At 61.7% G+C, this 18,900-nt stretch carries 16 protein-coding genes; 5 read left to right on the top strand and 11 right to left on the bottom strand.

Translation table 11 applies throughout. The features are described from left to right. Positions 1 to 240: 240 nt before the first annotated feature. On the top strand, positions 241 to 783 hold the full coding sequence (gene raiA / locus D1159_RS09225; protein ID WP_161845385.1) for a ribosome-associated translation inhibitor RaiA: 543 nt from the start codon (positions 241 to 243) through the stop codon (positions 781 to 783). A 52-nt stretch (positions 784 to 835) separates the two neighbouring features. On the opposite strand, the gene D1159_RS09220 is transcribed toward raiA, so the two are convergent. The 4 genes from D1159_RS09220 to D1159_RS09205 all read right to left on the bottom strand — a co-directional run bounded on the left by D1159_RS09220 (position 836) and on the right by D1159_RS09205 (position 4,164). Next, positions 836 to 1,732 carry a hypothetical protein gene (locus D1159_RS09220; RefSeq protein ID WP_161845384.1) on the bottom strand — a complete coding sequence of 299 codons (897 nt, stop codon included), beginning with the start codon at positions 1,730 to 1,732 and terminating at the stop codon, positions 836 to 838. Positions 1,733 to 1,743: 11 nt separating this feature from the next. Beyond that, a complete protein-coding gene (locus tag D1159_RS09215) occupies positions 1,744 to 2,211 on the bottom strand; it encodes an RNA polymerase sigma factor (RefSeq protein WP_161845383.1) in 468 nt (155 codons plus the stop codon). Positions 2,212 to 2,278: 67 nt separating this feature from the next. Next, positions 2,279 to 3,493: a HAMP domain-containing sensor histidine kinase gene (locus tag D1159_RS09210; protein WP_161845382.1), complete on the bottom strand. Its 1,215-nt coding sequence runs from the start codon at positions 3,491 to 3,493 to the stop codon at positions 2,279 to 2,281. Continuing rightward, positions 3,490 to 4,164: a response regulator transcription factor gene (locus D1159_RS09205; RefSeq protein WP_161845438.1), complete on the bottom strand. Its 675-nt coding sequence runs from the start codon at positions 4,162 to 4,164 to the stop codon at positions 3,490 to 3,492. Before D1159_RS09205 ends, D1159_RS09210 begins: the two co-directional genes overlap by 4 nt. Before the next feature lie 353 nt (positions 4,165 to 4,517). On the opposite strand from D1159_RS09205, the gene D1159_RS09200 reads away from it, so the two are divergent. Both D1159_RS09200 and D1159_RS09195 read left to right on the top strand, forming a co-directional pair. Further along, entirely contained in the window at positions 4,518 to 5,717 is a 1,200-nt protein-coding gene (locus tag D1159_RS09200) for an ATP-binding protein (protein WP_161845381.1), read from the top strand. A gap of 48 nt (positions 5,718 to 5,765) precedes the next feature. Continuing rightward, a complete protein-coding gene (locus D1159_RS09195; RefSeq protein WP_161845380.1) occupies positions 5,766 to 8,141 on the top strand; it encodes a clostripain-related cysteine peptidase in 2,376 nt (791 codons plus the stop codon). A gap of 73 nt (positions 8,142 to 8,214) precedes the next feature. Here D1159_RS09195 and uvrA read toward each other — a convergent pair whose 3' ends face one another. After that, positions 8,215 to 11,043 carry an excinuclease ABC subunit UvrA gene (gene uvrA, locus D1159_RS09190; RefSeq protein ID WP_161845379.1) on the bottom strand — a complete coding sequence of 943 codons (2,829 nt, stop codon included), beginning with the start codon at positions 11,041 to 11,043 and terminating at the stop codon, positions 8,215 to 8,217. A gap of 118 nt (positions 11,044 to 11,161) precedes the next feature. Further along, positions 11,162 to 11,419: a helix-turn-helix transcriptional regulator gene (locus D1159_RS09185; RefSeq protein WP_243152207.1), complete on the bottom strand. Its 258-nt coding sequence runs from the start codon at positions 11,417 to 11,419 to the stop codon at positions 11,162 to 11,164. A gap of 80 nt (positions 11,420 to 11,499) precedes the next feature. On the opposite strand from D1159_RS09185, the gene D1159_RS09180 reads away from it, so the two are divergent. Then, positions 11,500 to 11,811: a hypothetical protein gene (locus D1159_RS09180; RefSeq protein WP_161845378.1), complete on the top strand. Its 312-nt coding sequence runs from the start codon at positions 11,500 to 11,502 to the stop codon at positions 11,809 to 11,811. Here D1159_RS09180 and D1159_RS09175 read toward each other — a convergent pair. The 5 genes from D1159_RS09175 to pyrE form a co-directional block, all read right to left on the bottom strand. Then, a complete protein-coding gene (locus tag D1159_RS09175) occupies positions 11,768 to 12,094 on the bottom strand; it encodes a TfoX/Sxy family protein (RefSeq protein WP_161845377.1) in 327 nt (108 codons plus the stop codon). The genes D1159_RS09180 and D1159_RS09175 overlap by 44 nt on opposite strands. A gap of 114 nt (positions 12,095 to 12,208) precedes the next feature. After that, positions 12,209 to 14,173 carry an excinuclease ABC subunit UvrB gene (gene uvrB, locus D1159_RS09170; RefSeq protein ID WP_161845376.1) on the bottom strand — a complete coding sequence of 655 codons (1,965 nt, stop codon included), beginning with the start codon at positions 14,171 to 14,173 and terminating at the stop codon, positions 12,209 to 12,211. Positions 14,174 to 14,306: 133 nt separating this feature from the next. Further along, entirely contained in the window at positions 14,307 to 16,553 is a 2,247-nt protein-coding gene (locus tag D1159_RS09165; RefSeq protein ID WP_161845375.1) for an AAA family ATPase, read from the bottom strand. Positions 16,554 to 16,651: 98 nt separating this feature from the next. Beyond that, complete coding sequence (locus D1159_RS09160) at positions 16,652 to 17,329, bottom strand: JAB domain-containing protein (protein ID WP_161845374.1); 678 nt, start codon at positions 17,327 to 17,329, stop codon at positions 16,652 to 16,654. Between the two features lie 51 nt (positions 17,330 to 17,380). Next, positions 17,381 to 18,055, bottom strand: a complete 675-nt coding sequence (gene pyrE, locus D1159_RS09155) for an orotate phosphoribosyltransferase (RefSeq protein ID WP_161845373.1) — start codon at positions 18,053 to 18,055, stop codon at positions 17,381 to 17,383. Between the two features lie 410 nt (positions 18,056 to 18,465). Between pyrE and D1159_RS09150 the strand changes: the two genes are divergently transcribed. After that, positions 18,466 to 18,861: an adenylate kinase gene (locus tag D1159_RS09150; RefSeq protein ID WP_161845372.1), complete on the top strand. Its 396-nt coding sequence runs from the start codon at positions 18,466 to 18,468 to the stop codon at positions 18,859 to 18,861. Positions 18,862 to 18,900: the final 39 nt, after the last annotated feature.

The raw sequence follows: 18,900 nt of genomic DNA, 5'->3' as shown, positions 1-18,900 counted from the left end.
GAAGATTTTAAACGATATGGGAGCGATACGGATTGGAAACCTGCGGCGCACCCCGCCATTTGTCAAACAAGGCCCAGAGGCTGATTTCCGCCGGGAGCAAAAATAGATAAATTAGCATTGGAAATTTACCAGAGATGTGGTATAATTCTAACAGGAACCTTACGCAGGTTCCCAGTGCGGGCTGTGCGTCCCGCGGCAACCACAAATGCCCCCGCGCGGGGGCGGAAGGAGCTGAAATCAATGAAGTTCATATTTACAGACAAAAAGGTTGACCTCCCCAATAAAGTCCACACCTACGCGGAGAAAAAGGTGGGCAAGCTGGACCGGTATTTCAAGTCGGACGCGGAGGCCGCGATTGTCTTTAGTGTGGAAAAGGGGCGCAATAACGTGGAGCTGACGGTCCGCTCCGGCAGCACGATCATCCGTGTGGCCGAGAGCACGTCGGACATGTTCGCCACCATCGACGCGGCGGTGGCCTCTGTGGAGCGGCAGATCCGCAAGAACAAGGCCCGGCTGGAAAAGCGCCTGCGTCAGGACGCGTTCAGCCGCACTGTGGATGAGGAGGTATCCTCCTTCGTCCCCGACGGGGAGGAAGAGGAGTTCCGGGTGGTGCGCACCAAGAAATTCCCCATCAAGCCCATGACGGTGGAAGAGGCCATCCTCCAGATGAATCTGGTGGACCACGCCTTCTTCGCCTTCAAGAATGTGGACAGCGACGGGGCTTTCTCCGTGGTCTACCGCCGGGAGAACGGCGGCTACGGCCTGATTGAAGACGAAGGATAATTGACGCCGAAGGCCCCCGGGGAGTTTGAACCGCCCCGGGGGCCTTCGCTGTTCAGCGGGCGGACAGGTGCTGGAAGGAGAGGCTGCCGGTCTGGGTGAGCTGGTTGAGCAGGGCAAAGGACAGGCGCTCCGCCGTCTGGGCGTCGGGAGCGGAGACGGTGAAGCGGACGCCGGCCTCCTCCGTCTGGAACCAGACACGGGCGGTGTACCCGCACTCCCCGTCGGGATCCAGCGTGTATCCACTGACCTGGACGCCGTTGAAGTCAAAGAGGGCGGCATTGTCATAGAAATAGTCAATGAGCGGCTCTCTGTCCGGATAGAGAGCCAGAGAGAAGGCGCACACGCCGCTGCTGTCCTCTCTGCGGCCCAGCACCTGTGCCAGCAGGACCTCTCCCTCATAGGAGCTCCTGCTGCCCCGGAGGGAGAAATTCTCCCAGCACAGCCGGGTGAGATCGGCTGGGTCCTCCCAGCCGAACAGGGAGAGCATGTCTGAGGCGGAGAGGGGGGCTTCGGCGGTCTCCGGGGGAAAGCCGTAGCACTGGACTATGCAGGACTCACCGGCCACGTTGGGCAGCTCCAGGGGGTTATGGTCGTAGAGGTAGACCGGGGAGCTGGGTACCTTCAAGGTGAGGGCGGCGGGGTCAAAGGGTTCCGGCTGGTAGATGGGATGGACCCGCTGGGACGGGGTGGCCTGGGGGGAGGCGGAGGTGAAGTCGGCGGCCTGGTGGGCGGTGCTCCCGGGGAGGAGGGCGGCGCCGGAGTGCTGGCGCTGCCACGTCCCCCAGCCCAGGGCCAGGGCGCAGCAGGCCAGGACGGCCACCCCCGCCGCGGGGAGGGCCCGCCGCCGTCTGGCGGCCGGTCTTTTCCCCTCGGCCAGGGCGGAGCGCAGCTCCGCCTGGGCCTGGGCAGGGAGGGTGAGGCGGTCCATATAGTGACGGTAGTAGTTCATATTAACTCCTTTCACGGTGTATCATCCAGAATATCCCGCAGCTTTTTCCGGCAGCGGGACAGCCGGGAGCGGACGGTGCCCTCCCGCTCCCCCAAAATGGCGGCGATCTCGGCGGTCTGATACCCCTCATAGTAGAACAGGTGGACGGTGGCCCGCTCCTTAGGGGGCAGGGCCAGTACCGCGTCCAGGGCGGCGTACTCCTGGGGTTCGGCGGCGGGGTAGGTGTCCAGCAGAGGGGCGGTCCGCCGCCGCCAGGGGGCGCGCAGCCGGCTCTTGCAGTTGTTCACCGTCACCCGCAGCAGCCAGGCCCGCTCCTGGGCGCCGGTGGGACAGAAGGGCGCCTTCTCCAGCCAGGCCAGGAAGGCGTCCTGAACCGCGTCCTCCGCCTCATGGGCGTCCCCAAGTACGGCGCAGGCGGCCCGGTAGAGGGTGTGCTGATGGGCTTTGACCAGGGCTTCCAACCGGTTGGGTTCTGTCATGGAATTCCCCCTTTCACCCTAATAAACGCAGCGGCGGCCCAAATTGCTGCACACGGCGGGAAAAAATTCAGCCCCGAAGGGGCAGGCGGGGCGGCTCGCCCAGGGGGAGCTGGATAAAAAAGGAGTTCTCGCCGCAGGCGCTCTCCGCCCAGATCTTCCCGCCGTGGGCCTGGACAATCTCCCGGGCGATGGCCAGCCCCAGACCGTAGCCGCCGTCCCCGCCCCGGGCCTTGTCCGCCCGGTAGAAGCGGTCAAAGAGGCGGGGCAGCTCCCCGGGCGGGATGGGGGGACCGGGGTTGGACACCTGAAGACGGCAGTGCTGCCCCGCGCGAAACAGCCGCAGGGACACCGCCGCACCCGGCGGGGCGTATTTCTGCCCGTTGTCCAATAGGATATCCGCCGCCTGCCGCAAATGGGTCTCGCTGCCCCGCACCCACAGGCCGGGTTTTATCTCCGCGTCAATGGACAGCCCCTTTTCAAAATAGAGGGGCTCAAAGGGGAGCACCGCCCGGGACACCAGGGCGCTGAGATCCACCGGGGCAAACAGGTCTTTGGAAATTCCACCGCCCACCCGGGCCAGATCCAGCAGAGATTCCACCAGCCGGCGCATTTGTTGGGCGGTGGTGAGGATATTATCCACAAAGGGGTCCCGATCCGCCCCCTGGGCCTGGAGGAGTTCGGCATTGGTGAGGATGACAGTGAGGGGGGTCTTCAGCTCGTGGGAGGCGTCGGAGACAAACTGCCGCTGCTGCTCCCAGGCCCGCGCCACCGGCGCTACCGCCCACCGGGCCAGCAGAGCGCTCAGGAGCAGGAAGACGAAAAATCCCGCCCCGCCGATGAGCAGGCAGGTACGCAGCAGGCTGTCCATGGTCCGCAGCTCGCCGGAGATATTGACAAAAACAATCCGCTCTCCCTCGGGGACCGTTGCCCTCCAATAGCGCAGGGCGTCCTCTCTTAGCTCCCCCGCCGACGCGTTTTGGCGGTTTACTTCGGACAGCAGCCGGCGGAGAAGGTCCTGGTCTGTGAGATCATAGCCGGCGCTGCCAACGGCAGACCACCGGCCGTCCGGCCCGGCCTGCAAAATAAGATAGGGCAGATGGCTCCCGGCGGCGGGCCCGCCGGGGCGGATGGGCTGCGTGGTCAAGGTGTGCATCAGTCTGAAGCTGTCCTGGCGGAAGCCCTCCTGCGTGAAACGGAAGACAGTGAGGAGGATAGCCGTCATCATCGCGGTGGCGATGACCAGATTGATGCACACAAATTTAAGGCGAAGCCGCCGGATCATGGTTCCCCCACCTCCAGATGGTAGCCCAGCCGCCGGATGGCCTCAATGCGCACATTGGAGCCAATGGCGGCCAGCTTTTTCCGCAGAAAGCCCACATAGACCTCCACATGGTTCTCCGTGGCATTGGAGTCATAGCCCCATACCTTGGTGAGCAGCGCCTCCTTGGAGCGGTTGCGGCCCCCCGACTGCATGAGAAAACGCATCACGTCGAACTCCCGGGCCGACAGGCGGATGTGCTCCTCTCCCCGGCAGAGCATCCCGGTGGAAAGGTCAAGGGCGGTGTTGCCGAAGGTCAGGGCGTCCACCTGATCCCCCTGGCGGCGGAGCAGGGCATTGACACAGGCCAGCAGCTCCCCGGTGTCAAAGGGTTTTGTGAGATAGTAGTCCGCCCCGGCGTTGAGCCCCGCGATCCGGTCCGTCACGTCGGATTTGGCGGTGAGCATTAAAATTTTTACTCCGCAGTGCCTGGCCCGCACCGCCTGGGCCAGCTGGAAGCCGTCCAGCTTGGGCAGCATCACGTCCAGAATCAGCAGATCGTAGATGTCCAGCGCCGCATAGTCCGCCCCGGCCTCTCCGTCAAAGACCACGTCCACCTCAAAGCCCCTGGACTCCAGCAGAACCCGCAGGGTGCCGGCCAGACGCCGTTCGTCCTCTACCACCAGAATTTTCACCGTCTTCACCTCGGTTATCACAAGATCCGCCGGCAGGATGCGGGCGGATTTGAACCCCGCTTTAAGGCCGTCCTGCCAGAATATTATAATAGATTATAGCGGAAAGGACGCTGAAAGAAAACAGGCCTTGTTTGATCAATGGTGCCGCGCCCGGCGGCGAGCGGCTTTTCGCCCGGCTGGGCGCAGCTTTCCCGGACGCAAAAGGGAACCCTGACGGCTCCCCTTCCCGCCGCCCTTTCCTCCGAACCCTTCCCATTTTACGTTTTTTGACGCGCCGCCTTTTCCATGGCTGCTGTATTGACAGAAAAAAGACAATCTTTTAAAATAAGCCCCGTAAAGGAGCTGATTGGTCAATGGAACTGGACGTGCTGCGGGGCTGTCTGCTGGGGATTTCCGCCTACAGACATCTGATGGATGACCCGGTGATAAAGGAGGCGTCGTCTCTGCTGGCTGCGGTAGTCCGCCGCCAGGGGGAAGAGGCGGTGGCGTGCTATACCCGGCTGTTTTACGCCCTGTGCGCGGCGGAAAAACGGGGGCTGGGGGAATGGCTCCACGACGCGCTGCGCTATCAGGAGTCTCCCTACGCCCGGCTGGTGGAGCGGGGCGGGGAGAATCCCGCGCTGGTCCAGGCCGCCCGGCGGGACATTGAGGTACTGGCCGCCCTGGCGGACACGGACTGCCAGACGCTGATTGGGGCGATGGCCGGCTGCCTCCCCCCGGCGTTTGGGCCGGCGCTGGCGGGACTGCCCCAGCTGGAGCGGGGGGCGCCCTTCTCGTTCGATTCCCTCACGGCGTTTTACCAGGCCAACGGATCGGGCCGCTTTGCCCGGTACCGCGCCTTTTTGTGGGAGGGAGGCACGCTGTGGCCCGTGGAGCAGCCGGACTGCCACGCCCCAGAGGAGATGATCGGCTACCGCCGCCAGCGGGACCAGGTGGAGGCCAACACCCGGGCTTTGCTGGAGGGCAAGGCGGTGAACAACGTCCTGCTCTACGGGGACAGCGGCACAGGCAAATCCGCCGCGGTAAAGTCCCTGCTCCGCCTGCCTGGCTTTGAAGACCTGCGGCTTATTGAGGTGCGGAAGGAGGAGCTGGGCTCTTTGCCGGCGCTCATCCGCTCCCTGGCGGGCCGGCGGCGGAAGTTTATCCTTTTTATTGACGATCTGGCCTTTGACCAGGACGACCGGACCTATTCGGTGCTCAAGACCATTCTGGAGGGCGGGCTGGAGCGCCGCCCCGCCAACGTGGCCATCTACGCCACCTCCAACCGCCGCCGCCTGGTCCGCCAGACCTTCAGCGACCGGGCGGGGGACGAGGTGGACGCCTCTGAGACCATCCAGGAAAAGACCTCCCTGTCCGAGCGGTTCGGCCTGCGCATTCCCTACCTGGCCATGAGCAAGGGAGAATACCTGGACATGGTGGACGCCCTGGCCCGGCGGCATGGGATCACGCTGGAGGCCCAGGATCTCCGCGCCCAGGCCCTGGCCTGGGAGATGCGCCACCCAGGCCGCACCCCCCGCACCGCCCAGCAGTTTATCGCCAGCCTGCGCCTGTAGCGCGGGACGAGACCGCTCAAAACATACCACACAGAGAGGATGTCACCTATGGAGAACAAGCGGCCCAGGAGCCGGGAGAAGCATGTCACCGGTCCGGGAAAGAGTGTATCTAAACGGGGAGAGGGCCTTCACACCGGCCCGGTAGGGGAGGCCGGGGGCTATCAGGACCGCCGGAGCGGCGCCGTCCGGTCCGGGTCCGGCGCCCGGAGCAGCGGGAAGGGCGGCGGCGGAATCCGGCTGCTGGCGCTGCTGGCCGTCCTGCTGCTGGGGGGCGGCGGCGGAATCACCGCTCTGCTGGGGGGACAGCTTCCCGGCGGGGGGCAGACGGGCCAGGGCGGGGGCGCCAACCTGACCGCCCTGCTGGGCGGCCTGGGCGGGGGCAGCGTGTCCAGCGGCTGGCAGGGGGAGGCCAATACCGGCTGGCTGAATACCAGCGTAGACCCCGCCGCCCGGGAGAAGTATACCCGCCTGCTGGGGAACGGCAGAGATACCGCCACCATTATGGTGTACATGTGCGGCACTGACCTGGAGTCCCGCAGCGGCATGGGCACCGCCGATTTGCAGGAGATGCTGTCCGCCCGCTTTGGGGCGCAGATCAATGTGCTGATCTACACCGGCGGCTGCACGGGCTGGCGGAACAGCCAGGTGAGCAGCGCCGTCAACCAGATCTGGCAGGTAAAGGGGGGCTCCCTCCTCTGCCTGGAGGAAAACGCAGGCAGCGTCCCTATGACCGACCCGGCGACTCTGTCCGGCTTTATCCGCTACTGTGCCAAAAACTACCCCGCCAGCCGGTATGAGCTCATCTTCTGGGACCACGGCGGCGGCTCGGTCAGCGGCTACGGGTACGACGAGAAGTTCGCCTCCAGCGCCTCCATGGGCCTGGCGGGGATTGACAAGGCCCTCACCGATGGAGGGGTGCGCTTCGACTTCATCGGCTTCGACGCCTGCCTTATGGCCACGGCAGAAAACGCCCTGATGCTGGCGAAGCATGGGGATTACCTCATCGCCTCGGAGGAGACCGAGCCTGGGGTGGGCTGGTACTATACCGACTGGCTCACCGCTTTCGGGGCGGATCCATCCATGCCCACCCTGGAGCTGGGACGGCAGATCGCGGACAGTTTTGTGGACACCTGCGCCCAGAAATGCCCCGGCCAGCTCACCACTCTGTCGGTGATCGACCTGGCAGAGGCGCAGGCCACCATTCCCGCCCCCCTGACCGCCTTCGCCGGCTCCGCCCGCAGCCTGATCGCCGCCAAGGAGTACCATACTCTCTCCGCCGCCCGGGGGAGCACCCGGGAGTTTGCCCGGGGCAGCAAAATTGACCAGGTGGATCTGGTCCACCTGGCCCAAAATTTGGACAGTCCGGAGGGAAACGCTCTGGTGGAGGCGCTGCTGGGGGCGGTGAAGTACAACCGGACCTCCTCCAATATGACCAATGCCTACGGCCTGTCCATCTACTTCCCCTATCAGAAAGTATCCACTGTGGACCGGGCGGTGGCGGCCTACCGGCAGATCGGCATGGACGAGTCCTACACCCGCTGCATTCAGGAGTTCGCCAGCCTGGAAGCCAGCGGACAGGCGGTCTCCGGCGGAACGGCCTCCCCCCTGCCCGCCCTGCTGGGCGATCTGGGGGGGCTGGTTTCCAGCGGCGGCGGGGACGCCGTGTCCCAGCTGCTCAGCGGCTTTCTGGGGGGCGATTTTGGCCGGATTGGCCTGACCCAATCCAATGCCGGCTTTTTGAGCGGCGCGGCCCTGGAGCCCCAGGAGACCGCCCAATATCTGGCGGAGCACCGCTTTGACCCCCAGGCCCTGGCGTGGAGCACGGGTGAGGACGGGGCGCCGGTCCTCCAGCTGGAGGAGGAACAATGGGCGCTGGTCCAGTCCTTGGAGCTGAATGTGTTTTATGATGACGGGGCGGGCTATATTGACCTGGGCCTGGACAATGTCTTCGCATTTGACGAGACGGGAGGCCTGCTGGGCAGCTATGACAAGACCTGGCTGGCTATTGAGGGACAGCCGGTAGCCTATTACCACACCGCCACCGTGGACGATGGGGCGGCCTACTCCATCACCGGCCGGGTGCCGGTGATGCACAACGGACAGCGGGCGGAGCTGCTGCTCACCTTTGACAACGACACCCCCTACGGCTATGTTTCAGGCGTCCGCGCCGTCTACACTGAGGGGGAGACCGATACCATCGCCAAAAGCGGCGCCGCCCTCCAGCCCGGGGATACCCTGGAGTTCCTGTGCGACTACTACAGCTACGACGGGGGCTATCTGGACAGCTACCTTCTGGGAGAGCCCCTCACGGTTCCTGACACGCCCTTAGCCATCAGCAATGTCCCCTTAGAGGGAACCGTTCAGGCCACTTACCGCTTTACAGACCTCTATCAACAGCATTACTGGACCGCCGTGATTCCTTAGAACCGGCAGGTTTGGGGGAAACTTCCACCGGTGGCGCGGCGTCTGTCAAACGCCGCGCCACCGGTGAAGAACTTTACGACTCCAAAATCCGTTTTAAATACCGCCCCGTATAGGACCCCTCGCACCGGGCCACCCTTTCCGGAGTTCCGGTACATACAACGGTCCCGCCGCCGTCGCCCCCCTCGGGACCCAGGTCAATGACGTAGTCGGCTGTCTTAATTACATCCAGGTTGTGTTCGATGACCACCACGGTATTCCCTATATCCACCAGCTTTTGGAGGACCTCGAGCAGTTTATGCACGTCCGCGGTGTGCAGGCCGGTGGTGGGCTCGTCCAGGATATAGATGGTAGAGCCGGTGGACCGCTTGGCCAGCTCGGTGGCCAGCTTGACCCGCTGGGCCTCGCCTCCAGACAGCGTGGTGGAGGGCTGTCCCAGCTTCACATAGCCCAGGCCCACTTCATATAGGGTCTGAACCTTGTGATACAGCCGGGGCAGATTTTCAAAGAATCCCATGGCCTCCTCCACGGTCATCTCCAGCACGTCGTGGATGTTTTTGTCCTTATAGCGCACCTCCAGGGTCTCCCGGTTGTACCGCTTGCCCTTGCATACCTCGCAGGGGACATAGATGTCCGGGAGGAAGTGCATCTCAATCTTGAGCAGGCCGTCCCCGGCGCAGGCCTCGCACCGGCCTCCCCGGACGTTGAAGGAGAACCGGCCCGGGCCGTAGCCCCGGCTCTTGGCGTCCTGGGTAGAGGCGAACAGGTCCCGAATGTCATTGAACAGCCCGGTATAGGTGGCGGGGTTGGACCGGGGGGTGCGGCCGATGGGGGACTGGTCGATGTTGATGATCTTGTCCAGAAATTCCTGTCCCTCCATGCCGGCGTGGCGGCCGGGGCGGGTTTTGGCCCGGTTGAGCTCGGCAGCCAGCCGCTTATAGAGGATCTCGTTGACCAGGCTGGACTTGCCGGAGCCGGATACCCCGGTGACGCAGGTCAGCGTTCCCATGGGGATGGACACGTCCACCTGCCGCAGGTTGTTCTCCGCCGCCCCCTTTACCGTGAGGACGTGGCCGTTCCCCCTCCGCCGCCGGGCGGGGACAGGGATTTTTTTCCGGCCGGACAGGTAATCTCCAGTGACAGATCCCGGGGTATTCATCACCTCTTCCGCCGTACCGGCGGCCACCACCTCGCCCCCGTGGAGACCGGCTCCGGGGCCGATGTCCACAATATAATCCGCCGCGCGCATGGTATCCTCGTCGTGCTCCACCACCAGCAGGGTGTTGCCCAGATCCCGCAGGTGCTTCATGGTGGCCAGCAGCATGTCGTTGTCCCGCTGGTGCAGGCCGATGGATGGCTCGTCCAGAATGTAGAGCACCCCCATCAGAGAGGAGCCGATCTGGGTGGCCAGGCGGATGCGCTGGCTCTCCCCGCCGGAGAGGCTGGCCGCCGCCCGGGAGAGGGTCAGGTATTGCAGGCCCACGCTCCTCAAAAAGCCCAGCCGGGATTTGATCTCCTTTAAAATCCGCCCGGCGATGCGCAGCTTCTGCTCGCTCAGCTCCAGGTGCTCCACAAAGTCCAGGGCGTCGGTGACGGATTTCTGGCAGAAGTCGTGGATGCTGATGCCCCCCACCGTGACCGCCAGGGCCTCCCTGCGCAGCCGGCGGCCGCCGCAGTCGGGACAGGGCCGCTCGCTCATACACTCTTCCAGCTCCCGCCGGGCGCTGTCCGACTGGGTCTCCCGGTAGCGGCGCTCCAGATTGTTGCAGATGCCCTCAAAGGCCTGCATCAGGGTGCCCTTTCCGTTCTCCCGCTCGTAGCTCAGCTTCAGCTTTTCCCCCTTGGTGCCGTAGAGAATAATGTCCATCACCTCCGGCGGCAGGTCCTTTACCGGGGTGGTCAGCTTGAATTTGTACTGCTTGGCCAGGGCGTCAAAGTACATCTTGGCAATGGAGTCCGTCTTTACGTTGCTCCAGCCGTAGGCGGAGATCGCCCCGTCCACAATGGACAGGTCCCGGTTGGGGATGACCAGATCCGGATCCACCTTCAGCTGAGCCCCCAGGCCGGTGCAGGTGGGACAGGCCCCGAAGGGGTTGTTGAAGGAGAACAGCCGGGGGGCCAGCTCCTCGATAGAGATGCCGCAGTCCTCGCAGGCGTAGTTCTGGGAGAAGAGGATGTCCCGGTCCTCCCCCACGATATTGACGACTACCAGCCCCCCCGCCAGGTTGGAGGCCACCTCCACGCTGTCGGTGAGGCGGCGGACCACATCCGGCTTCACCACCAGCCGATCCACCACAATCTCAACGGAGTGCTTCTTGTTCTTGTCCAGGGAGATCTCCTCCCCCAGGTCGTAGAGGGAGCCGTCCGCCCGGCAGCGGACGTACCCTGACTTCCGGGCGTCCTCCAGCAGCTTTTGATGGGTGCCCTTTTTCCCCCGGACCACCGGGGCCATGACCTGGATGCGGGTGGCCTCCGGCAGGGCCATGACCTGGTCGATGATCTGGTCAATGGTCTGCTGCTTGATCTCCTTGCCGCACTTGGGGCAGTGGGGGGTGCCCACCCGGGCCCACAGCAGGCGGAGATAGTCATAGATCTCCGTCACCGTTCCCACGGTGGAGCGGGGGTTCTTGCTGGTGGTCTTCTGGTCAATGGAGATGGCGGGGCTGAGGCCGTCAATGTAGTCCACATCCGGCTTCTCCATCTGGCCCAGGAACATCCGGGCGTAAGAGCTGAGGGATTCCACATACCGCCGCTGTCCCTCGGCGTAGATGGTGTCAAAGGCCAGAGAGGATTTTCCCGATCCCGACAGGCCGGTGAGCACCACCAGCTTGTCCCGGGGGATTTTTACGTCGATGTTCTTCAGGTTGTTCACCCGCGCGCCCTTGACGGCAATGTGTGTGTGCATGATCTTGCTCTCCTTCTGCCCCGCCGAGGCGGGAAATCGTTGCCTTTATAGGGTAATCAAAGGAATTTTTAATGTCAAGAGAAAGTTCAGGGAATGATTTTCTTCTATAAATCACAATTTACGGCTCTATGGCCTCCTTGCCTTGGCATGGCTGCCGCTTCTCCCCCCGTCCAACCAAATAATCAATGCTGACCTCAAAATGATCCGCCAATTTTATGAGCGTCAACCCGGGAACATTGATTTTTCCCCCTTCCATATCCTGATAGTGCCGCTCGGTCTTTCCCAAAAATTCTGACATCTCTTTCTGGGTCATCCCTCTCTCTTTCCGCAATTCTTTCAGCCGCTGGCCAAACGCCTGCATCTTTATCTCCATCATTCGCACCCCTTGACAGAAATATAATCTCGTGTTACAATGTTCCTATAACGAGATTATATCTCGTAATAGGAGGAATCGCTATGGATAACTGTCTAGACTTGCTCTTTGATTTGATCTATGCGCAACACCCTTACTCTCCCGCTACCGACGCGGAACGGGCAGATTTAAATCAACTGAAACAGGCAGAAGAGTTTTTTAACGCCGCCCCAGGGGTATACCAGGAGATGGCCTTCCTTCTGCTGGACAGCGCCAGCAATCTTGCCGCCTTAAAGCACCGCCACATTTTTAATCTGGGGTTGGATTTTGGACTATCCCTCACCTGGGAGCTGCGACCCTTTCAGGAAGAGTTCAGTCGCTCCCCTTTTTCACCCGCTTTTTCGGCACGGGAGTGACAGTCTCGGCCAGGCGGACCGCCTCCCGGAGGGTTTCCCGGTCGTCCGGATCCAGGACGTAGTGGTCCTTGGCCCCCTGATAGGGGGGCGCGGCGGGGCGGTCCTTCAGCAGGTCCGCCAGACAGGGGAGCATTTTTACCATAGCCCGGTCGCCGCAGATGATAAGCACCGGCTTGTCGTTGAGATAGACCATATACTCCCCGAACATCTTCCTTGACCGGACGGCCCCCAGGCCCTCCAGCTGGTCGCAGATATAGGCTACAAAATCAGCGCTGCTCGCCATAAGTCCTCCTCCTAATTGATTGTAGTCAGCGATATCCGGTAAAATACCCCCGCCATGACGGTTAAGCTGGGCATTTCGCCATTTATCAAACAAGGCCTAAGGCTGCGTACCAGATCACTTTCCCCTCAGCTGGATGATCCGGTCCCGCAGGACGGCGGCGTACTCGAATTCCAGGCGCTTGCTGGCCTCCCGCATTTCCCGCTCCAGCTTCTTGATGGCCTCCTCCCGCTGGGCCTTGGTCATCTTGCCGGCCCGCTTGGCCTCCGCGTCCTCCTGGGCGGACTGGGACAGCTTGAGGGATTCCCGCACGCTCTTGATCACCGTTTTAGGCTGGATGCCGTGGGCCTGGTTGAAGGCGTCCTGCTTTTTGCGGCGGCGCTCGGTCTCGCCGATGGCCCGTTCCATGGAGGGGGTGATCTTGTCGGCGTACATCACCACAAGCCCCTGGGCGTTCCGGGCCGCCCGGCCAATGGTCTGGATGAGGGAGGTCTCGGACCGGAGGAAGCCCTCCTTGTCCGCGTCCAGAATGGCCACCAGCGACACCTCCGGCAGATCCAGCCCCTCCCGCAGCAGGTTGATGCCCACCAGCACGTCGAAGGCGCCCAGGCGCAGGTCCCGGATGATCTCCATGCGCTCAATGGTGTCGATGTCGTGGTGCATATAGCGCACCTTAATGCCGGCGTTGGTGAGATAGGCGGTGAGATCCTCCGCCATTTTCTTGGTCAGGGTGGTGACCAGAATCCGTTCCTCCCGTGCGGTGCGGTCGTTGATCTCCCCGATGAGGTCGTCGATCTGCCCCTCCACCGGTCGGACTTCAATGCGGGGATCCAGCAGGCCGGTGGGCCGGATCACCTGCTCCACCACCTGGCCGGAGCGGCTCCGCTCGTACTCCCCGGGGGTGGCGGAGACGTAGATCACCTGATTCAGATGCTGTTCAAACTCCTCAAATTTTAATGGGCGGTTATCGAAGGCGCAGGGCAGCCGGAAGCCGTAGTCCACCAAAGTGGTCTTCCGGGCCCGGTCCCCGTTGTACATGGCCCGCACCTGGGGGAGGGTAACGTGGCTCTCGTCGATAAAGAGGACGAAATCCTTTGGGAAGTAGTCCAGCAGCGTGTGAGGAGGCGAGCCTACCGGCCGGTTTTCAATCACCCGGGAGTAGTTTTCAATGCCGGAGCAGTAGCCCAGCTCCTGCATCATCTCCACGTCGTAGAGCACCCGCTGCTTCAGCCGCTGGGCCTCCACCAGCTTTTCATTGTCGTTAAAGTACTTCAGCCGCTCCTCCAGCTCGGCGTAGATCGCTCCAATCGCGGCGTCCATCTTCTCCTTGGGGGTGACGTAGTGGGTGGCGGGCCAGATGGGGATATGGGTCAGGTTGCGCACCGGCGTGCCGGTGACCACGTTGATCTCGCTGATGCGGTCGATCTCGTCCCCAAAGAACTCCACCCGGACGGCGGTGTCCTTCCAGTAGGCGGGAAAGACCTCCACCGTATCCCCCCGCACCCGGAACATATTCCGCTCGAAGGCAATGTCGTTGCGCTCATACCGGATCTCCACCAGGCGCTTGAGGAGCTCATCCCGCTCCAGCGTATCCCCCACCCGCAGGGAGATCATCATCTTGGCGAAATCCACCGGCTCCCCCAGGCCGTAGATGCAGGACACGGAGGCCACCACAATCACGTCCCGCCGCTCCAGCAGGGCGCAGGTGGCGGACAGGCGCAGCCGGTCGATCTCCTCGTTGACGGAGGAGTCCTTTTCAATAAAGGTGTCCGTGTGGGGAATATAGGCCTCGGGCTGGTAGTAGTCGTAGTAGGAGACGAAGTATTCCACCGCGTTGTGGGGGAAAAACTCCCGGAACTCAGCGCACAGCTGGGCGGCCAAGGTCTTGTTGTGGGCCAGCACCAGCGTGGGCCGCTGAATGCGCTCAATGGTCTTGGCCATGGTGAAGGTCTTTCCCGAGCCCGTGACCCCCAGCAGCGTCTGTTCCTGCAAGCCCAGCTCAATCCCCCGGGCCAGGGCTTCAATGGCCTCCGGCTGGTCGCCGGCGGGCTGATATTCGGATACTACCTGAAATTCCGGCATTACGCGCTCCCCCTGTCAAGCTGTAGAATTTTATTTTATCAGAACGCACGTTCTATTGCAAGTGGAGAACCACAATTTGCGCTCCAAACTGTCAAGGGCCGCGGCAGATCCGCCGCGGCCCTGCGTTATGTCGCTAAAAGATCCTGTCGAAGTCGCCGCTGTCTACCAGGGCCTGGAGGTCGGAGGGCAGGATCTCGCTCAGCGCCCGCCGGGAAACAGGCCCCGCCCCCGCTCCGTAAAGCCGGTTGCCCATGGCCTTCACCAGCTTTTCGAAAACGTTGCGCACATAGCGGCCGTTGGAGAATTCTTTGCGGAACTGGGGATCCTCCAGTTTCTGCCCCGCCAGCGTCACAAAGAGCTCCCACGTCCCCGCCGGGAGGGTGTAGCCGTTTTGGACGCAGTTGTACTCTAAAATCTGGGCCAGCTCGGACAGGGTGTAGTTGTCAAAATGAATGTGGTTGTTAAACCGGGATTTCAGACCGGGGTTGCTCTCCAGGAAATACTTCATCGGCTCCTGATAGCCCGCCACGATAACCACCAGATCGCTGCGGCCGTCCTCCATGCGCTTGAGCAGGCAGTCCACCGCCCGCTGGCCGAAGTCGTTTCCGCTGTCCCCCTTGGGCGTCAGGGCATAGGCCTCGTCAATGAAGAGGATTCCCCCCTGGGCCTCCTCAATCTTCCGCTTGGTTATTTTCTCCGTGTCGCCGATATGATTGCCCACCAGCTCTGACCGGTCGGTCTCCACCACGTCCGCCTTGGCGGTCACCCCCATACTGGCGCAAATCTTCCCGATGAGCCGGGCCACCGTGGTCTTTCCCGTGCCGGGGTTGCCGGTGAACACCATATGGTAGGACACCGGCGTGACCGGCATATTCTGGGCCTCCCGCGCCTTCTGCATCCGGATGAAATTTACCAGAGAGCGGACATCCCGTTTCACCGCGGCCAGGCCGATCATGCGGTCCAGCTCCGCCAGGTATTGTTCCACATCCCCGCCGGGACTGGGCGCCCCCTTCGCCTGGGGCTGGGGCGGCGGAGTTTTGGCCTGCGCTTTGGCCGCGTGAGGCCTGGCTTTCTGGGTCTGTTGGAGTTGGGGAGAATCTCCCATCCAGTCCTCCGGCGGGATAGTCTGGGGACCTACGGACTTGCCGCCGGCAAAAAAGCCGTCATGGCACAGGGCTCCATTCTCATAATAGCTGCGCCCCTTGCCCTGCCACATATCGTTTACATAGCTGCCCTCGTACATCACTCTGCCGCTGCTGTAAAAATCCTTTCCCATTCCGTGGGCTTTTCCATTTACAAAGCTCCCTGTGTAGATGCGGCTGCCGTCCTCCCGGTATATGGTCCCCTTGCCCTCCCGTTGGCCGTCCACAAAGTCCCCCAGGTATTTCAGCGCGCCGCTCTTGTAGAACTCCTTTCCCTGGCCGTGCCGCTTGCTGTTTACATAATTTCCCTGATACATCACTGCGCCGCTCTCGTAGAACTCCCTTCCCTGGCCTTCCCAGCGGCCGTCTACAACATCCCCCTCGTACTGCAGCGCGCCGCTTTTGTAGAAGCCCTTTCCTTTCCCGTTTGCCTTGCTGCCCGCATAACCGCCGGAATAGATGGGACCGCCGTCCTCCCGGTATTTGATTCCCTGGCCTTCCCAGCAGCCGTCTACAAAATCCCCCTCGTACTGCAGCGCGCCGCTTTCATAGAAGTACTTTCCTTTCCCGTTTGGTTTGCCGTTTGCATAACTGCCGGAATAGATTGGGGTACCGTCCTCCCGGTATTTGGTTCCCTGGCCTTCCCAATGCCCGTCTGCAAAGTCCCCCTCATACAGCAGCGCGCCGCTTTTGTAGAAGACCTTCCCTTTTCCGTTTGGAAGCCCCTTCACATGGTCTCCTGAATAGACAATGGTCCCGTCTTCCCGATATTTTGTGCCTTGACCGTGGGGCTTGCCGTCCGCAAAATCCCCCTCGAACTCCAGCACGCCGCTTGCGTAGAACCTCTTCCCTTTTCCGTTTGGCCTGCCTTTCACATAGTCCCCTGAATAAATGCGGGCGCCATTCTCCAGGTACTTTGTTCCACGGCCATGCCATTTTCCACCCGCGAATTCCCCCAGGTACATCAGCGCGCCGCTCTTGTAGAACTGCTTTCCGTTTCCTTCCCGTTTGCCCTGGGCCATCTCCCCTTCGTACTCCACGGTTCCATCTCCGCGGAACCACTTCCCCGTTCCGCTGGGAAGGCCGTCCGCAAATGTACCCAAGTAACAGGGAATGTCGCCGTTCCAGAGTACGCCCTGGCCATGGGGGTAAAACTTGCCGTCCTTGTCATAGCCCATCCCGGAAAAGCGGAGTCCGCCATCGCTGTCCCTGATCTCTTTTTGATAAATCTGCGGCATGGTTTTATCCGCTCCTCTCTCGTATCCCCCGCCGTTTCTGTATTTCCTATCCCTGTCATTGGTTGATAAGCAGTGCTTTGCAGATTTTCAAACAGACTCTAAAGTCCGTTGAAGAAGCCGCTGTCTCTCAGGGACACAGCGTCGTCATCCGTCAGAATAATGTGATCCACCAGCACAATATCCATCTCACTTAAAAACCGCATCAGGCGCAATGTGGTCGCTTTGTCCTCCGGCGATGGAAAAGCCAGACCGCTGGTGTGGTTGTGGGCCAGAATCAGGTTGGTTGTGTTCAGGGCCAGGGCCTTTTCCGCAATCTGCCGGTTGGTAATGGACACAGAGTTTACGCTGCCCTCGCCCGCAGAGCGGATGCCTAACATCTTTCGTTTGCCGTCCATGCACAGCAGGTACACCCGCTCGTTCCGGGCGCCGAAAAAGTAGGGCCGCAGCTTCCGCACCGCCGTACCGGTGCTGTCAATAATATTATCAAAGCTGCTCCGGTCCACCAGATAGCGCCGGCTGATCTCCTTCACGCATTTCAGCAGCACGGCGGCATGTTCTCCCACGCTCTTTACCTTCTGCACTTCCTCCTCGGGGGCGTCCAGCACTCCGGACAGGCTGCCAAAGCGCTCAATCAGCTCATGGGCCACCGGGTTGGTGTCGCTTCTGGGGTTGGCGTAAAAGAGCAGCAGCTCCAGCGCCTTGTGGTCGGGAAAGGAGTCCGGCCGGGCCAGAAATTCCGCTTTCAGCCGCTGGCGGTGGCCTTCGTGGATTCCCATACCATCCCTCCTCTCCCGCCCGTAAGGGGGCCGCCGGTGTCCCCGCCGGCGCTACGCCTTGGGCCCATATTCCTCCAGATAGGCCTCCATCCGCGCCCGCATTGCGCCGTCCACGTAGACCACGCCGTCTACAGGGCGGTTGTAGAGGAAGGCAATGATCTCCCGGACGGTGACAATGGGGTATACCGCGATGCCGCAGTCCTCCCGCAGCTCGTCCAGGGTAGAGCATTCCCTGGTCCCCCGCTCCATCCGGTCCACGGAGACAATCAGCGCCTTGAGATTCACCTTTGCCACCTGTTCAAAGAGCCGGATGGACTCCCGCACGGCGGTGCCGGCGGTAACCACGTCCTCTACAATCACCACGTTATCCCCGTCCTTGGGCTGATAGCCCACCAGAAAGCCTCCCTCGCCGTGGTCCTTGACCTCCTTGCGGTTGAAGCAGTAAGGCAGATCCCGGCCGTGCTTCCGGTACAGGGCGGAGGCCGCCGACACCGCCAGGGGGATTCCCTTATAGGCCGGCCCGAACAGGCAGGAGATCCCCTCCGGCAGATTTTCCTGGATACAGGCCGCGTAATAATCCCCCAGCCGGTCCGCCTGGGCGCCGGTCCTGTAATTTCCCGTATTGATAAAATAGGGGGTCTTCCGGCCTGATTTCGTGGTAAAATCCCCAAAGGCCAGCACCCCAGATCGCACCATAAAGGTAATAAATTCTTCCTTGTAAGTCATTTTTCCGCCACCCCTCCAAAATTTTAGAACCTGTATGCATAACCGGGAATGCCGGATTACCGGGGGATTCTGCTGTCCCGCAGGGCAAAAAAGCGCAGGAATGCGCTGTGCATTCCAAGTTTTTTACCGCGGCTGGGCGGCAAAAGACCCGGCTGGACCGCGTTCAACGGTTGTAAATACAGGTTCTTGGCCGAAATATTATATCATTTTCCCCCTGTGCTTACAAGTGCCGCCCCCCAAAGTTCCCGCGCCCTTTTGCCGGGTCTTGAACCGGTTTCGCCTGTTATGGTAGAATGGCCGCACAGCGGCTATTCTGCTTTTAATTCGAAAGAAACACACGCTTTGCGCCCCGGCGGACTGACGGTCCGCCGGCTGAAGCATATCATTTGTTTCCTACTACAGGAGGCCCTATGAAAAAGGCAATCGTAATTGGCAGTCCCGGCGCCGGTAAGAGCACCTTCGCCCGGCGTCTGAGCGGCGCGGTCCATCTCCCCCTCTACTATTTGGACATGCTGTGGCACAGGCCGGATCGGACCACCGTGTCCCAGGAGGTATTTGATCGGCAGCTGGATGACATACTCAGACAGGATCGCTGGATCCTCGACGGAACCTATCTGCGCACCCTTGAACGCCGTCTGGGGGCGTGTGATACCGTCTTTCTTTTGGATTTTCCGCCGCAGGTCTGCCTCTCCGGGGCGCAGGCCCGCATCGGGAAAAAGCGGGAGGATCTGCCCTGGGTTGAATCTGAATTTGACGCGGAATTCAAGCAAAAGTTCTGGCAGGCCGCAAAGCATAAAGATACATAAGGGCAGCAAACAGGAGGAAAGAGAGATGAGATAGCCGTT

This window comes from Pseudoflavonifractor sp. 524-17, from assembly GCF_009935845.1.
GTDB lineage: Bacteria > Bacillota > Clostridia > Oscillospirales > Oscillospiraceae > Pseudoflavonifractor_A.
Note: the sequence above shows the minus strand (reverse complement) of the source record. Positions and strands in the feature narration are given on the sequence as shown.

What these genes read in the sequence shown, in the direction of transcription:
- raiA (WP_161845385.1), top strand. Translation starts at nt 241, where the DNA reads ATGAAGTTCATATTTACAGACAAAAAGGTTGACCTCCCCAATAAAGTC.
- D1159_RS09220 (WP_161845384.1), bottom strand. Translation starts at nt 1,732, where the DNA reads ATGAACTACTACCGTCACTATATGGACCGCCTCACCCTCCCTGCCCAG.
- D1159_RS09215 (WP_161845383.1), bottom strand. Translation starts at nt 2,211, where the DNA reads ATGACAGAACCCAACCGGTTGGAAGCCCTGGTCAAAGCCCATCAGCAC.
- D1159_RS09210 (WP_161845382.1), bottom strand. Translation starts at nt 3,493, where the DNA reads ATGATCCGGCGGCTTCGCCTTAAATTTGTGTGCATCAATCTGGTCATC.
- D1159_RS09200 (WP_161845381.1), top strand. Translation starts at nt 4,518, where the DNA reads ATGGAACTGGACGTGCTGCGGGGCTGTCTGCTGGGGATTTCCGCCTAC.
- D1159_RS09195 (WP_161845380.1), top strand. Translation starts at nt 5,766, where the DNA reads ATGGAGAACAAGCGGCCCAGGAGCCGGGAGAAGCATGTCACCGGTCCG.
- uvrA (WP_161845379.1), bottom strand. Translation starts at nt 11,043, where the DNA reads ATGCACACACACATTGCCGTCAAGGGCGCGCGGGTGAACAACCTGAAG.
- D1159_RS09185 (WP_243152207.1), bottom strand. Translation starts at nt 11,419, where the DNA reads ATGATGGAGATAAAGATGCAGGCGTTTGGCCAGCGGCTGAAAGAATTG.
- D1159_RS09180 (WP_161845378.1), top strand. Translation starts at nt 11,500, where the DNA reads ATGGATAACTGTCTAGACTTGCTCTTTGATTTGATCTATGCGCAACAC.
- D1159_RS09175 (WP_161845377.1), bottom strand. Translation starts at nt 12,094, where the DNA reads ATGGCGAGCAGCGCTGATTTTGTAGCCTATATCTGCGACCAGCTGGAG.
- uvrB (WP_161845376.1), bottom strand. Translation starts at nt 14,173, where the DNA reads ATGCCGGAATTTCAGGTAGTATCCGAATATCAGCCCGCCGGCGACCAG.
- D1159_RS09165 (WP_161845375.1), bottom strand. Translation starts at nt 16,553, where the DNA reads ATGCCGCAGATTTATCAAAAAGAGATCAGGGACAGCGATGGCGGACTC.
- D1159_RS09160 (WP_161845374.1), bottom strand. Translation starts at nt 17,329, where the DNA reads ATGGGAATCCACGAAGGCCACCGCCAGCGGCTGAAAGCGGAATTTCTG.
- pyrE (WP_161845373.1), bottom strand. Translation starts at nt 18,055, where the DNA reads ATGACTTACAAGGAAGAATTTATTACCTTTATGGTGCGATCTGGGGTG.
- D1159_RS09150 (WP_161845372.1), top strand. Translation starts at nt 18,466, where the DNA reads ATGAAAAAGGCAATCGTAATTGGCAGTCCCGGCGCCGGTAAGAGCACC.